This is a genomic window from Olleya namhaensis, from assembly GCF_900114005.1.
Classification (GTDB): domain Bacteria; phylum Bacteroidota; class Bacteroidia; order Flavobacteriales; family Flavobacteriaceae; genus Olleya; species Olleya namhaensis.
The window spans coordinates 415,379-429,424 of sequence record NZ_FORM01000001.1; the positions used below are offsets into that span (position 1 = coordinate 415,379).

Genomic DNA, 14,046 nt, shown 5'->3' on the forward strand with positions numbered 1-14,046 from the left:
TCTAATTATATTTTTTAAAAATCACACAACCATTAACATCACCAAAACCAAAACTGGCTTTTGCTGCAATATTAAGGCTTGTATTAATAGTATGTTTTACAATTTTTTCTTCAGAAATTAGTGCAGATATTTTAGGGTGCAGGTCCTCGCAATTAATATTAGGAAACACAAATTGGTGTTTTAACTGCAATACAGTAGCTACACTTTCTATACTACCCGAAGCTGCCAAACAATGACCAACCATGGATTTTAAAGAATTTATATACGGAAAACCCGTTCCGCTTCTACCTAATGCTGTTGTCCAATTTTCGATTTCCAAACTGTCTTTTGAAGTCGCTGTTAAATGCCCATTTATAGTGTCAATATCTTCGGCTAAAATGCCCGAATCTTTAACCGCATCTTGTATGCAACGTTGCACAGCTTTAGCATTTGGAGCGGTCATTGTCCCTCCATCACGTTGTCCTCCAGAGTTTATATTTCCGCCTAAAATTTCAGCATAAATAGTCGCCTTTCTTTTTAAAGCACTTTCTAAAGACTCTAAAACTAAAGCGCCTGCTCCTGCGCCTGGCACAAAACCACTTGCTGTTTCACTCATTGGTCTAGAGCCTTCTTTTGGAGTTTCATTATGCTTATATGTCATCACTCGCATAGCGTCAAATCCTCCCCAAATATAAGGTCCGTCGTCACTACAACTACCAACCAACATTCGTTTTGCTTGTCCGTTTTTAATACGATCATAACCCATTAAAATAGCTTCTGTACCTGTGGTACATGCAGATGAGTTTGTCGTTACTTGGTTACCTAAACCCAAAATTCCACCTAAAAAAGCACTAATTCCACTAGCCATAGTCTGTACCACAACTGTACTTCCTAATCGCTTTACCTGCTTGTCATCCAACTTATAAATAGCCTCTCTAAACTTGTCTACTCCTGAGGTTCCTGTTCCAAAAACAGTACCGGAATCAAAGTCTAAATCACTATCAGGATCAACTTCAAACCCAGCATCTTTCCAAGCGTCCATTCCTGCAATACAACCATATAAAATACCAGAACTATTAAAGCCTCTTAATTGTAAAGGTGTTAAGTATTCTAACTTTTTTTCTTCGGAAATATTAGGAATTCCACCAATACAACACGAAAAATTTAAATCTGCTAATTGTTGATGAAAAGTAATTCCGGATACACCATTTTTTATAGCCTTAGTAAATGCGTCGACACCTACTCCATTTGGTGCAACGACTCCTAAACCTGTTATTACGACTCTGTTTTTCATACTTTATTAATTAAAATACACCTCGACAAACTCAGTTTGATCTATCGTTTACAATTGGTATTATTCTGCTTTCAGCATTCCTGAGATCTGTCCTCTACAAACCAATTCATTTTTCTGATTAAACATTTTTACTTTACATTTCAATTTATTGAAACGAAAGACTTCTTTTTCTGAAACTACAGTCACTGTTTCGCCTGGAAAAACAGGTAAAAAGAAATCTACTTGACTTGACGTTAAAGCTATTTGAGGTTTATTATCTTTTGAAATTTCCTCCTTCAACATATAAATACCCAAACATACTACACCTATTTGCGCCATACATTCCGTTAAGATCACGCCTGGCGTAATTGGATTGTCTTTAAAATGTCCTTTGTAAAAATACTCGTCTTTTTTAAAAGTATAACTTCCCGTTACGCCTTCATTGGAAATCGTAGTTAAAATATCAACAAACAAAAAAGGTTGCTGATAAGGTAATAATTTAATAATCTCGTTGTTATTCAATTGTTAATTAGGTTTTATTAGACCTCACAGGTTTTAAAAACCTGTGAGGTATTTACGCTCTTTAATTTTATTCCAAGTAATACTCTTCTAAATTATTTGTTTTATGAGAACTATGTGTTTTAATAAAATTTAATCTGCTTTCAAATAAACTTAAGACATAGATTCTATTCAATTTTGTTGATTTATTAGAAAGAACTACTTGATAGGATGAATACTTATATTGACTAAAATCTGCTACAAACCCGTGATGAACAGGATTTAAATGCACATACAAAATCAAGTTTTTCAAATACGTTTCATCTTCAATTTTTTTTCTAGAAAATCGATCTTGAAATAGACTTCCTGTTCTATTGTACTTTTTATTTATACTCTTTGAATATGCATTAAACAAATTTGAAAAGGCTTGTGAAATTTCTTTTGACTTAATATTTTCTTTCGTTTTTACAACAAAGTGAAAATGGTTTTTCAATAAGCAATAAGATAGCACGCTACAGACGGAAGTAATATGTTTTTTCATTAACTGAAGAAAATAATTATAATTCCTCTCTTCAATAAAAAGGTCTTCTTTATTATTACCCCGATTGTAAATGTGGTAATATGTGTCTTCTAAAAGCGGTTCATATTTCATATTATATTTTCTTTTCTTATAATGGTAAGCCCTTTTATTCTAGCTCAAACTCTCTCCTCCATCTACTTTTATAATTGTTCCATTGATCCAGCTAGCTTCATCTTTAGATAACAAATACACTGCATTTGCAACATCTTCCGGTAATGTTAATCTGTTAAATGGATTACGAAATAAACTGTGTTCTTTAATTTTATCACTTCCAGGAATCATACGTAAAGACGCTGTATCTGTTACTCCTGCTTGGATGCAATTGGCTCTGATACCATAAGGCGCAAACTCTAAAGCAATATTTCTAGTAATGGCTTCTAATGTTACTTTTGCTGCAGAAACTGCTGCGTAATTTTTCCATGCTTTTGTATTGCCTTCACTTGTAAAACTTATGATTCTTGAATCCTCTGCGAACAATTCGTCTTCAAAAACAGCTTTAGCCCAATCAAACAAGCTAATAGCCATAGCGTTTATTGTTAAATTGAAATCGTCAGTTTTAAGTGTTGGTTTTTGGTCATCCAACATTGGTTTTAAATTGCCTTTAGCAACACTGTGTACTAATGTTCTTATTTTTCCTTCTGAGCCTAAAATTACTTTTAATTCAGAAATAATTTGCGTTCTTTTTTCTTGCTTAAAAGCATCAACATTAAACGATTTAAACTGTACTCCTTCTGCTTTTATTGTATCAAAATTGCTGTTAATTTCGGCTTCCTGAGTTCTTGAATTTCTGTGAATAATACAAATATTCATACCATGTTTAGCTAGCTTTTTTGCAGTAGCTAAACCTAATCCGCTTGAACCTCCTAAAATGAGTGCCCAATAGTTTTTATGCTGAAAATCTTTTGTCATAAATAGTAAATCTTGTTTTATCAGACACTTCGACTGCGCTCAGTGTGACGTTAAATTTTAAAATATTTTGATAACATTAAAAAGCTTAGACAAATTGAGCATGACATAGCAATTACCATTTGCCTTTATAATTACCATTCTAATAATATACGTTGTGCTGAAAAACCAGGTCCAAAACTCAACATTAATCCTCTATCGCCTTTTGGCAATGGTCTATCCATAAAGCGTTCTAAAACATACAAAACAGTTGCGCTACTCATGTTTCCGTAAAGTCGCAAGACTTCTTTTGTGTCGTCTATATTCTTACCTAAAGATCCAAATAAATCTTCTACAGTTTGCACTATTTTTTTCCCTCCTGGATGAAAAATAAGATGATCAATATCATCAATTGTAATGTTATTGCGTTCTAAAAACGGATGGACAATCATAGGAAAATGTTCTGAAATGGTTTCAGGAACAGTCTTATCTAAAATCATTTGTAACCCTGTGTTTACCAATTTAAAACCCATCATGGTTGTGGCATCATAAAAATGATACATGGCTTCATCTACTATTTTTGGTCCTACTTCATCTTCATAAGACGATAAAATAACACTTGCCGCACCATCACCAAAAATGGCGGCACTTACTATATTAACCATTGAAAAATCATCTAGCTGAAAAGTTGCTGTTGGCGACTCAACCGCAATGACAACTGCACGTTTATTAGGGTTTGCTTTTAGGAAATTCTTGGCGTAAATAATACCTGAAACACCTGCTGCACATCCCATTTCCGTAACAGGTAACCTAACAATATCCTGCTTCATCTTTAGATTATTTATCAAATAAGCATCTACAGAAGGAATCATAATACCTGTGCAACTTACTGTAATTATATAATCAATATCAGTTGGTTTTAGCGCTGCTTTATCTAATGCTTTTACCAAAGATTGCTCTGCTAATTTTACTACTTCACGAGCGTAAATATCATTTTTTTCTTGAAAAGATGTATTTGTAAAAACTTCTTCTGCATCCATTATAGAGTAGCGCTTGTCAACACCTGCGCCTTCAAAAAGTTTGATAACTTTACGCTGAAAACGGTCGTCTTGACCAGTCATCCAAAGTTTTAAAAAAGGAATAATATCCTTAGTTTCTCTAGTGTACTTTGGAAGTTGTTTGGCTACTGCTGTTATTTTTACGCTCATATTATTGTTGCTTCAAAATCCATTGAAAACGAAACGCCCACTTCCATTGGATTTGATAATTTGCATTTATTTGTTCTGAAATAGTTGTCAACTCTTCTCTTTTGAATCCTCTTAAAACAGAGGTTAGTCCATCTTCCACTATTGTTTTATTCTTGATAGTTGTACATAAAAGTTTAAACAGATAATAGGCTAATTTATGTCTGTGTAAATCATTAACCACTATACCTAATTTTGCTTTTTGCAACACAGGTTTTAAAAACGAAACCAATTGATCTTCTTTAAAATGATGCAAAAATAAAGTGGTTAATACTAAGTCGTACTCTAAGTTATTGAACTGATCTGAAAATATATCTATTGCTTCAAAACTTACGTTATCGTATTTTTGCGATAATGAATTAGCGTAATTAACTGTATGAGGGTTTGCATCAATCCCTATTAGTTTAAAATTATAGTCGTTTTTCTTTCCAAAAAGTGATATTTCTCTTAATATATCTCCCCCTCCACACCCCAAATCAATGATTGTTATAGCTTCTGATTTATTATGGTTTTTAAGTGCTTTTTTTAAGCCATTAATAGTCACAATGTTTCCGCCTAACCATTGATTAATTTTGGCCAATTTATCTAATGCATCATGAAGTATTGGACCATTATAATCCAAATCGTCCATTATTTCTTCTGCTTCACTTCTATATTTTGTATTTACTAAAACACTCATTTAATTGTCATTGTTTTACCATGTGTACGCTTAATAATTTGTGGCAAAATACTTGGTATTATTTTTACGATACGTATTAAAACCTCAGCCAATTTGTTGTAACTAAATAGCTTTGCTACAATATGACCTGTTGTTAATCGCGATTTAAACTCGGTATTCCATTCTCTAAGATACTGTTTTTCTAATCCTTCTCTGTCCTTTATTGCACCATTAAAAAATTGAATAATTAATAGTGATGCCATTTGTGCACTGCGTATTGCCATGCTCATTCCGTTACCACATAAAGGGTGAATCATTCCTGCAGTATCGCCACACATTAACATATGGTTTTCTATAGGGTTTTTGGTTTCGAAAGAAATCTGACTAATAGTTAAAGGCGTTTCAAAAACTGAAGTTGTGTTTTCAAATACTGATTTTAAAGCGGTATTTTTATAAAGCACTTTTCGCTGAAACTCGTTAATATCTTTATACTTTTTAAAAGCCTCAAAATTGGTAATGTAGCATACATTTATACTATCGTCTTCTACTTTTGAGATACCACAATAACCACCTTCAAAATTATGAAGCGCCACTAAGTTTTCAGGAAAAACGCCTTTTAAATGTGTTTTAACTGCTAAAAAAGGGGATTTGTTTTTAATGAAATTACGATTGAGCTTAACATCCAAATTAGCACGTTTGCCATAAGCACCAATCACAATTTTTGAAGTATACTTATTTGATTTAGTTTCAACCGAAAACACATCATTAGCAAACGTTACATTTTCTACTGTATCTTGAGTAATGGTAGCCTGATTTGCTAATGCAACTTTTGCCAATTGGTTATCTAAACAATAGCGACTAATACCAAAACCACCAAGAGGCAAATTGGCCTTTACAAGCTTGTTTTTAGGTGTAGATAGTTCAAATTTATCAATCCTTTTTGCGCCTAGTTTAAAAACGTCTACTCCCAGAAAGTTTAAATAAGGTAAGACTTCGTTAGAAATATACTCGCCACAAACCTTATGTTTTGGATACTCGTTTTTTTCGATAACCAAAACACTATGCTTATTTTTTGATAAATGGATGGCACTACTAAGACCTGCTAATCCTCCACCAATAATAATAACATCAAAATTTGAGGGAATTATATTCAACTTTTTTCTAATTCAATTTTACTAAAGATACCTCGAAAATTGTTGATTTAGACGTTAGTTAACATTTGTTATTGAAAAATTTTGTGCCCTAAAAACAATATTATCGCCAATTGTTTTACCCAAAAGCAATTGTGCAATAGGCGTATTGGCTGCAATTGCATAAAATTTTTGAGTGTCAACCTCTAGCTCTCCAGCACTTATAGCAATGTAATAATTGGATTTTGTGGTATAAACAACACTACCTAAGCCAATAGTTTTAGAGGTCTTTTCTGTACTTATTTTGACTAATAACTGGTTTACTTTTTGGATTTGAGCTAATTGATGTCCTGCTTTTTCGCGTTCTAATTGCACCATAGCTCGCCCAGTCTCATGCTTATCACCAGCACTACTTTTAGTCTCAGAGGTTAAGGATTCTTGTAATTCTGAAATTGTTTTATTTATGGTATTCAGCCTATTTTTTGTAAACAAAGCGCAACTATCATGCAATGCTTGTTTAATCTTTACTGTGCTATTCATCCTCCGTTTTATAATTTAAAGTACCATAAAAATTCATCTGTGTCATTATCCAACTTTTTCTAGATGCTATATAATTAGTCACCGGATTTGCTTTATATTTTCTCGGGTTGGGTAATATTGCTGCTATAGCAGAGGCTTCTAATTTTGATAATTTTGAAGCTGGTTTTTTAAACCAATATTGAGCTGCCGACTCTGCTCCATATATACCGTTGCCCATTTCTATACTATTTAAGTAGACTTCCATAATACGTTCTTTATCCCAAATGGTCTCTATTAAAAACGTAAAATAAACTTCTAAACCTTTACGGAACCAACTACGCTGTGGCCATAAAAATACATTTTTTGCTGTTTGCTGACTTATGGTACTTCCGCCTTTAACACGTTTTCCTTTTTTATTGTTTTCGTACGCTTTTTCAATTGCATTTAAGTCAAACCCTGTATGTTTTAAAAAACTTTGATCTTCGCTACAAATAACTGCTAACTGCAAATTTTTGGATATGTTTTCTATTGGCTCCCAATCGTGATTCAATAATTTTGGACTGTCTTTTTCAAAATATCTAATAACCATTAAAGGTGTTATTGGTACCGGTACCCATTTGTAAAACACAACTATCCCAACTGTTATAATAACAAACCAAACTAGTATTTTAGCAATAAACCTGAAAATATTATGCATGCTTTTATTCTATAAGATTGGCTAATTCTTCTCCAATCAAACTACCTATCGCTACTCCCATACCACCAAGACGTACGCCACAAAACACATTATTACTAAGTTGCTTTACTATTGGTTTTTTTTGACTACCCACGCCCATAATTCCGCTCCAGCGATGTTCTACTTCAAAAGGCGTGTTTGGTAAGATAGTTGTTTTTAAAAGTGATTCTAATGTGTTTTGAATTAAGTCCGTTTGGGTTAACACTGTAGTTTCTTCGCCTTTAAAATCTAGATTACGGCCACCTCCAAATAGTATTCTACTATCGATGTTTCGGAAATAATAATACCCTTCATCCAAATGAAACGTACCTTTAATATGAAGGTTTTTTATAGGCTTTGTAATTAACACTTGCGCTCTTGCTGGTTTAACTTCCGGAATATTTAAAACTGAAGCGAAGCCATTTGTAGCTATTAATAATTTTGAAGTCGAAAAACTAAATTGATTCGTTTCAACTTTAACAGCATTTGCATCTTCTGAAAAATTAGACACCGAAACATTATTAAGTATTTTAACACCTTTTAAGAGCGCTTTTTGCAATAAAGCCTCCATCATACGACCTGTGTCTATTTGTCCTTCATATTGATTAAAACAGTATTGATTCTTGATGTTATTAAAACCAAAGGTGTTGTCTTTTAAACTAAACACGTTGTCTCCAAAAACAGGTTTCAATAAATTATTAACCAACGTTTTTTGTTCTAAGCAGGTTTCAAATAAATCACCGCTAGTATTAAACAATTCGTAGCCTCCTAACTGTTGGTAATCTATGGTTTTGTCTCCTAGGTTTTCTCTTAATTTTTGTAATCCGTTTACGCGTTTTTGCACCAAATCTAAAACCTCTTGTTCTGTATGTGTTTTAAGATCGTCTACAATTTCTGACAAGCTTCCAAAACAAGCAAAACCTGCGTTTTTTGTGCTTGCTCCTTGAGGTAAAGTTCCTTTCTCTAAAATTAAAATGTTAGCTTTTGGAAAGCGTGTTTTTAATTGCAGTGCGCAATTTAAACCCACAATTCCACTACCAACAATAGTATAATCTACGTTGGTTAGCCATGATTTTATTTCCCAATAACTTAATGTCATTTTAGTAAGGTACTAAATTTGTTTATTCTTTCTGATTAATAAAAAACTGAGCAAGCGCATTAATGTCTTTATTTTTTAAATTGACTTCACCACTTACATCAATTGTTTCCTCGTGATTACTAATTCCATTAAGCTTTAAAGTTAACAGTTTATCCATATAATTAGACCCTATTGGAAAGTGATTTTGTTCCTGTAGTTTTTTAAAATCAACAGTTAGTGCCAAAACCTTTAATGGTTCTATTTTTTTGGTTTCAAAAACACGAGTATCACCTGTGCTTAAAAGCAAACCATTAGTTGTACTGTCTACATTAAATTGATATAAAGGAAATAAGTCTTTACTAATCCTATTAGTGTTTATAATACCTACCTGTTTTAAATACTTATATAGTTTTGTCCCTTGAGTAGACATTTGAATATTAATTTCTGGCACTTCTTTTTCTACAGCAGTTTGTGTTGCTACTTTTTCAAAATCATCATTAAATTGATATGTAATTACCGAATCTATTTGTGTCGTTTTTCTTGCTAATTCTACACCTAAATGCCCTTTAAAATAAGCACTTAAACTATCTGTTTGCACCGTAAAATCTTTATGTTTAAAAGACAAAAAATTAACCGTTGACACTGCATTTAAATCAAGTGTAATACTAGCATCACTAGAAAATTTGCTTGCAATAATTACTTTGGGCACATCTAAATATTCTGGTAAAATAAAGTTGCCATTTATTAACAATTGTCCTGATTTAAAATCTAAATTTAAGTTATTATTTTTAGTGATATAATTAACATGCGCAGTCGCTGCTTTAAGCTTTGACCATTTCTGATCTGATTGATCCAATGTAATACCATTATTAAGAAGGTCTTCAAACACAAGGTTAACATCCTCTTGATTTTGACTAAACACAACAACACATTGCTTAGCATTAAAACCAATTTGCATTTTTTTATCTTTTGTAAATGCAGTCGTAATAGTTTGGGATGATTTAAAATTTTTAAACTGAAATTTAGAAGTAATAAAGTTTTTAAATGCTGAAGAATCTGAAATTTTAAACGACGTAAAAACAGTTGTTTTTGAGTAATTATTTAGAGTATACAAAAATAGGTTTGCAGGAACAGAAACGCCTTTATCATCAGATTTTTTATCATCCTCAGACTCTTTTTTTGAATCTTTTTTTAAATAATACGACGGGTTTTTAATCGCATTAAAAGCAATAGATTGAAAGATTCCATCTACTCTAACTTTTACAATTTGATTGGCATTTTTATGTATCACATCTTTATAGGACGTATAATCACGATACATTAAAACACTTTTAAAAATTAAGAGCAGCACACTAATACTAATGGCTGCTCTTTTTAATATTTTTTTAAACTTCATTGCCTATTACTTTGCAAATTTATCGATAATAGTAAAAATGTACTTTAATGCATTTTTTTCTGATCCAGGAACACCAACTACCATCTTAGTCTCAACGGTATTACCTTTTATTTTTGAAGCCGTCATATAAGCATCCTCAGACGTATTTAAAAACCACTCTAACTTTCCGCTTCCGTCAAGCCCCATTTCTTCAATTGGTAATTGAGAAGCCAACTGCTCTGCGCTTACAAATAATGAAGTGCTATTATCTAACATCCTTTTTTTATGTTTAGAAGATAACTTAGCATCAAAAGTACCTGTTGTTATTTTTCTCATTTCAGCTTTTGATGTTCCTAAAAATGCAATACCATCTTTAATTACAAAGTGCAATGATAATGGGCTTTTTGGAATTACAAAAGTGTAATAACCATTATCAAAAGTCACCATCTCTTTATTTACAGCATACTTTATTAACTTAGTAAACATGCTAGAATCTTCAGTAGATGCCATTAATAAAAAGTCCGGAATTGTTTCTGTTTTAGTTTTTTCAACTTCGATATATTCGTAATCATCGTTATACTCATACGTCGTATACGTTACTTCTTGTTTAGAGATACCAGATAATAAAAATAATAAATCACCATTTAACACCTCCCCAACTGCTGCTTCATCCAATAATAAAGAAAACATATCAAGTCCTAAAACAGCTTCTTCTCCGTAATATGGTATGTTTTTATAAATAGACTTTAAAATTATAGGATACTCTTCTAATGTTGCTTTTGTATCCATAGCATAACTCATGTAACCAATCATTCTATCTTCGTTAACATAGTCTAAAAACTTTTTATTAAGCTTTCTAGAGGTCATTTTCTTATAGCTCTCCGCCATTTGATCAGACATTCTGTAACTAGTACTAAGCTCCATTCTGTCGTTTTCAAGTAATAACTTTGCACTTAAACCATTGTTAGCATACATCTGACCTAAATCAAATCCGGCTAACTCGCTAAAATACAAACCCCCTAAAACATTAGAATACAACTGGCCAAAATCGTGTACCCACAATGTTGCTTCTGCATTGTCATCTAAACTTTTTAAGTAAGATTTATTTTTTAAGATCGAGCGATTAGGTGATTGCTTTAAAATTTGTATTGCCTTTAATGTGGCCCAATTTTCAGATAATTCTCGCTTTATTTTGTTATTTGCATCATACACATCGTAATAACTATAGTTGTCATCGTTATCGTTGTAATCTTCTGTAGACTCAATAACCGTTTCTTCTATTTCTTCTTCTTCATATACTTCTTCAGACACTTCTGTAGACTCTATCACTGTTTCCTCTACTTCCTCTTCATATACTTCTGTTGATTCCACAATCGTTTCTTCTTCATCGTATGCTTCCGTAGATTCCGATTTAAGACCATAACGCGCCATTACGGCTTTATCTTGAAAAAAATAATTATTCATTGATGCGTCCACGACAACTAAAGCTGAAGCATCCCAAAAGATTGCGCTTTCGTTTTGTCCCTGAATTGTTCTAACACCGTTTTGACTAACTATCTCTTTTTTACCTTGCGACGATACTAAGGCTTCAAATTTATTTACGTCCTTCATAGGGACAATAAAAGCGTTATAATTTATACTATCATTTGCTTGAAAAAAGTAATGTGAAGACGCTCCTAAATTAAAACCAAAGTCCTCTAAAGATTTAAAGTCGCTGTTTTTTCTAGACATTTCTTTTAACATTTCAATACCTACAAAAGAGTTATTAATCTCTTCCATAGACATTAATTGCAGTAGATTTTTTCCTTTAATAGTCGCTACAATAGAAGCATCACTAGGTATTTTAGATATTGTGTTTTGTGCTACTGCAACTACCGAAAGGCAAAGCATGATTAGGCATGATAATTTTTTCATTACTATATTGGTTGTTAGTTTAAGGATTATTTTTTTAATAAAATTTGAGTACTAAAATCACCTGTACCATTTATTACATCCATAGCACTTACACGTTGCATGACTGCTTTTTTTGATTTAGAAATTTTAGCTTTTTGGTTGTTTTGAGAAGTAACTTCGTTCTCAAATCTATAAATTACAGTGTAAGAGGCATCATCAAACACTTTTTTGTTTTCTGTTTTAAGCTTATTATATGCTTTTGTAACGTCTTCGGAATGTGTATACTTTCTTTTAAACACACCACTATTATCATCAAATGCATACGATGATTTTATAGCTTTATTTTTTTGATTACTAGAAATCTGATTAGAAATCTTATTAATGTTTTGCACCGAATTAAAGTCACATTGTATTGAAAACACAAAATTATCATAATCGGCAGTTTTCTTGATATTAGAGACGCCCTCAGCTTTATTTAGTTCTGAAACAATATCTTCTAACCCTTTTTGAATATCTGCTCTAGAAGGCACTTTATATCCATTTATAGAGTCTAACAACATTATAGATGCTAACTTGGATTTGCTTTTACTTAAGTTAAGCGTATAGGTCATTGTACCTGTACCATCTGATTTAAGATCTATTTCTTCAATAATCTCAAAACAAGACGTTATAGATAAAAAGCTAATTATTAAAATACAGAATTTAAAATAGTTACGCATTTTCAAGGCTATTGTTTAAGTAATCAAATATACTATTGTTTTTGTTTGTAGTAAAAAAAAACTCCGAAAGAGATTTCGGAGTTTTTAGTTTTGTTTTATTCTTCTATTTGTTTTTCTATGACAAAATCTTCCATGAATTTAGTGGTATAATTACCAGCTCTATAATCAGGATGATCCATTAATTGTCTATGAAAAGGAATTGTTGTTTTAATACCTTCAATTACAAATTCATCTAAAGCACGTTTCATTTTATTGATCGCTTCTTCACGTGTTTGCGCAGTTGTAATTAACTTAGCAATCATTGAATCGTAATTTGGAGGTATACTATAACCTGCATAAACATGCGTGTCTAATCTAACACCATGACCACCTGGCGCATGTAATGTTGTTATTTTACCTGGAGAAGGACGGAAATCGTTAAACGGGTCTTCTGCATTTATACGACACTCTATTGAGTGTAGTTGTGGTAAATAGTTTTTACCAGAAATTGGCACACCTGCGGCAACTAATATTTGCTCACGGATTAAGTCAAAATCAATAACTTGCTCTGTAATTGGGTGCTCTACTTGGATACGCGTATTCATTTCCATAAAATAGAAATTTCTATGCTTATCTACTAAAAACTCAACTGTTCCTGCACCTTCATATTTAATGTATTCTGCTGCTTTTACAGCTGCTTCACCCATTTTTTTACGTAATGCTGTTGTCATAAAAGGAGAAGGCACTTCTTCTGTTAACTTTTGGTGACGACGTTGTATAGAACAATCTCTTTCTGATAAATGACAGGCTTTTCCTGTACTATCTCCAACAATTTGGATTTCGATGTGACGTGGCTCTTCAATAAGTTTTTCCATGTACATGTCATCATTTCCAAAAGCAGCTTTAGATTCTGCACGAGCAGACTCCCAAGCGTTTTGTAAATCTTCTTCTTTCCAAACCGCACGCATACCTTTACCACCACCACCTGCAGACGCCTTAAGCATTACTGGGTAACCGGTTTCTTTGGCAACTTTAATACAATCTTCAAAAGTTTCTATTACACCTTCACTTCCTGGAACAACAGGTACACCTGCAGCAATCATTGTTGCTTTGGCGTTAGCCTTGTCTCCCATTCTGTTAATCATATCTTCTGAAGCACCAATAAATTTAATTTGGTGTTCTTCACAGATTTTTGAAAACTTAGCATTTTCAGATAAAAATCCGTAACCTGGGTGTATCGCGTCAGCGTTTGTAATTTCTGCTGCAGCAATAATATTAGACATTTTTAAATAGGACTCACTACTAGCTGCTGGTCCAATACAAACTGCTTCGTCAGCAAATTTGACGTGTAAACTTTCAGCATCCGCAGTAGAGTATACTGCAACTGTCTTTATGCCCATTTCTTTACAGGTTCTGATAACACGTAATGCTATCTCTCCTCTATTGGCAATTAATACTTTTTTAAACATCTTTTTTAAATTAGATAATTAGACGATGGGATTATTCGATTTTAAAGCACTC

14 protein-coding genes are annotated in these 14,046 nt (G+C 32.5%); all 14 read right to left on the reverse strand.

Annotated features, from left to right (window positions below; translation table 11 throughout):
- Position 1: 1 nt before the first annotated feature.
- Positions 2-1,273: a beta-ketoacyl-[acyl-carrier-protein] synthase family protein gene (locus BMZ09_RS01780; RefSeq protein ID WP_090836953.1), complete on the reverse strand. Its 1,272-nt coding sequence runs from the start codon at positions 1,271-1,273 to the stop codon at positions 2-4.
- A gap of 60 nt (positions 1,274-1,333) precedes the next feature.
- Positions 1,334-1,774 (reverse strand): 3-hydroxyacyl-ACP dehydratase FabZ family protein, encoded by a 441-nt coding sequence (locus BMZ09_RS01785; RefSeq protein WP_090836956.1) that lies wholly within the window; start codon positions 1,772-1,774, stop codon positions 1,334-1,336.
- 67 nt (positions 1,775-1,841) lie between these two features.
- Complete coding sequence (locus tag BMZ09_RS01790; RefSeq protein ID WP_090836958.1) at positions 1,842-2,402, reverse strand: transposase; 561 nt, start codon at positions 2,400-2,402, stop codon at positions 1,842-1,844.
- A gap of 39 nt (positions 2,403-2,441) precedes the next feature.
- Complete coding sequence (locus BMZ09_RS01795) at positions 2,442-3,239, reverse strand: SDR family oxidoreductase (protein ID WP_090836960.1); 798 nt, start codon at positions 3,237-3,239, stop codon at positions 2,442-2,444.
- Positions 3,240-3,370: 131 nt separating this feature from the next.
- Positions 3,371-4,423, reverse strand: a complete 1,053-nt coding sequence (locus BMZ09_RS01800) for a type III polyketide synthase (RefSeq protein ID WP_090836961.1) — start codon at positions 4,421-4,423, stop codon at positions 3,371-3,373.
- Between the two features lies 1 nt (position 4,424).
- Positions 4,425-5,138, reverse strand: a complete 714-nt coding sequence (locus tag BMZ09_RS01805) for a methyltransferase domain-containing protein (protein WP_090836963.1) — start codon at positions 5,136-5,138, stop codon at positions 4,425-4,427.
- Positions 5,135-6,262, reverse strand: coding sequence for an NAD(P)/FAD-dependent oxidoreductase (locus BMZ09_RS01810; RefSeq protein ID WP_090837378.1), 1,128 nt, complete (start codon positions 6,260-6,262; stop codon positions 5,135-5,137). The genes BMZ09_RS01805 and BMZ09_RS01810 overlap by 4 nt, the downstream gene beginning before the upstream one ends.
- Positions 6,263-6,325: 63 nt before the next feature.
- A complete protein-coding gene (locus BMZ09_RS01815; RefSeq protein ID WP_090836965.1) occupies positions 6,326-6,787 on the reverse strand; it encodes a GreA/GreB family elongation factor in 462 nt (153 codons plus the stop codon).
- Positions 6,780-7,463: a monofunctional biosynthetic peptidoglycan transglycosylase gene (gene mtgA, locus BMZ09_RS01820; RefSeq protein WP_090836967.1), complete on the reverse strand. Its 684-nt coding sequence runs from the start codon at positions 7,461-7,463 to the stop codon at positions 6,780-6,782. The genes BMZ09_RS01815 and mtgA overlap by 8 nt, the downstream gene beginning before the upstream one ends.
- 4 nt (positions 7,464-7,467) lie before the next feature.
- A complete protein-coding gene (locus BMZ09_RS01825; protein ID WP_090836968.1) occupies positions 7,468-8,580 on the reverse strand; it encodes an NAD(P)/FAD-dependent oxidoreductase in 1,113 nt (370 codons plus the stop codon).
- 22 nt (positions 8,581-8,602) lie between these two features.
- Positions 8,603-9,955, reverse strand: a complete 1,353-nt coding sequence (locus BMZ09_RS01830; protein ID WP_090836970.1) for a hypothetical protein — start codon at positions 9,953-9,955, stop codon at positions 8,603-8,605.
- A gap of 6 nt (positions 9,956-9,961) precedes the next feature.
- Positions 9,962-11,848 (reverse strand): hypothetical protein, encoded by a 1,887-nt coding sequence (locus tag BMZ09_RS01835; protein WP_143067773.1) that lies wholly within the window; start codon positions 11,846-11,848, stop codon positions 9,962-9,964.
- Positions 11,849-11,874: 26 nt separating this feature from the next.
- The gene (locus tag BMZ09_RS01840) at positions 11,875-12,546 is read right to left on the reverse strand and encodes a hypothetical protein (RefSeq protein ID WP_090836973.1); all 672 of its coding nucleotides are present in this window, start codon (positions 12,544-12,546) and stop codon (positions 11,875-11,877) included.
- Between the two features lie 95 nt (positions 12,547-12,641).
- Positions 12,642-13,994, reverse strand: coding sequence for an acetyl-CoA carboxylase biotin carboxylase subunit (accC, locus tag BMZ09_RS01845; protein ID WP_090836975.1), 1,353 nt, complete (start codon positions 13,992-13,994; stop codon positions 12,642-12,644).
- Positions 13,995-14,046 lie beyond the last annotated feature (52 nt).

Coding starts and splice junctions, on each gene's coding strand:
- BMZ09_RS01780 (WP_090836953.1), bottom strand. CDS start 1,273: ATGAAAAACAGAGTCGTAATAACAGGTTTAGGAGTCGTTGCACCAAAT.
- BMZ09_RS01790 (WP_090836958.1), bottom strand. CDS start 2,402: ATGAAATATGAACCGCTTTTAGAAGACACATATTACCACATTTACAAT.
- BMZ09_RS01795 (WP_090836960.1), bottom strand. CDS start 3,239: ATGACAAAAGATTTTCAGCATAAAAACTATTGGGCACTCATTTTAGGA.
- BMZ09_RS01800 (WP_090836961.1), bottom strand. CDS start 4,423: ATGAGCGTAAAAATAACAGCAGTAGCCAAACAACTTCCAAAGTACACT.
- BMZ09_RS01805 (WP_090836963.1), bottom strand. CDS start 5,138: ATGAGTGTTTTAGTAAATACAAAATATAGAAGTGAAGCAGAAGAAATA.
- BMZ09_RS01815 (WP_090836965.1), bottom strand. CDS start 6,787: ATGAATAGCACAGTAAAGATTAAACAAGCATTGCATGATAGTTGCGCT.
- mtgA (WP_090836967.1), bottom strand. CDS start 7,463: ATGCATAATATTTTCAGGTTTATTGCTAAAATACTAGTTTGGTTTGTT.
- BMZ09_RS01825 (WP_090836968.1), bottom strand. CDS start 8,580: ATGACATTAAGTTATTGGGAAATAAAATCATGGCTAACCAACGTAGAT.
- BMZ09_RS01830 (WP_090836970.1), bottom strand. CDS start 9,955: ATGAAGTTTAAAAAAATATTAAAAAGAGCAGCCATTAGTATTAGTGTG.
- BMZ09_RS01835 (WP_143067773.1), bottom strand. CDS start 11,848: ATGAAAAAATTATCATGCCTAATCATGCTTTGCCTTTCGGTAGTTGCA.
- BMZ09_RS01840 (WP_090836973.1), bottom strand. CDS start 12,546: ATGCGTAACTATTTTAAATTCTGTATTTTAATAATTAGCTTTTTATCT.
- accC (WP_090836975.1), bottom strand. CDS start 13,994: ATGTTTAAAAAAGTATTAATTGCCAATAGAGGAGAGATAGCATTACGT.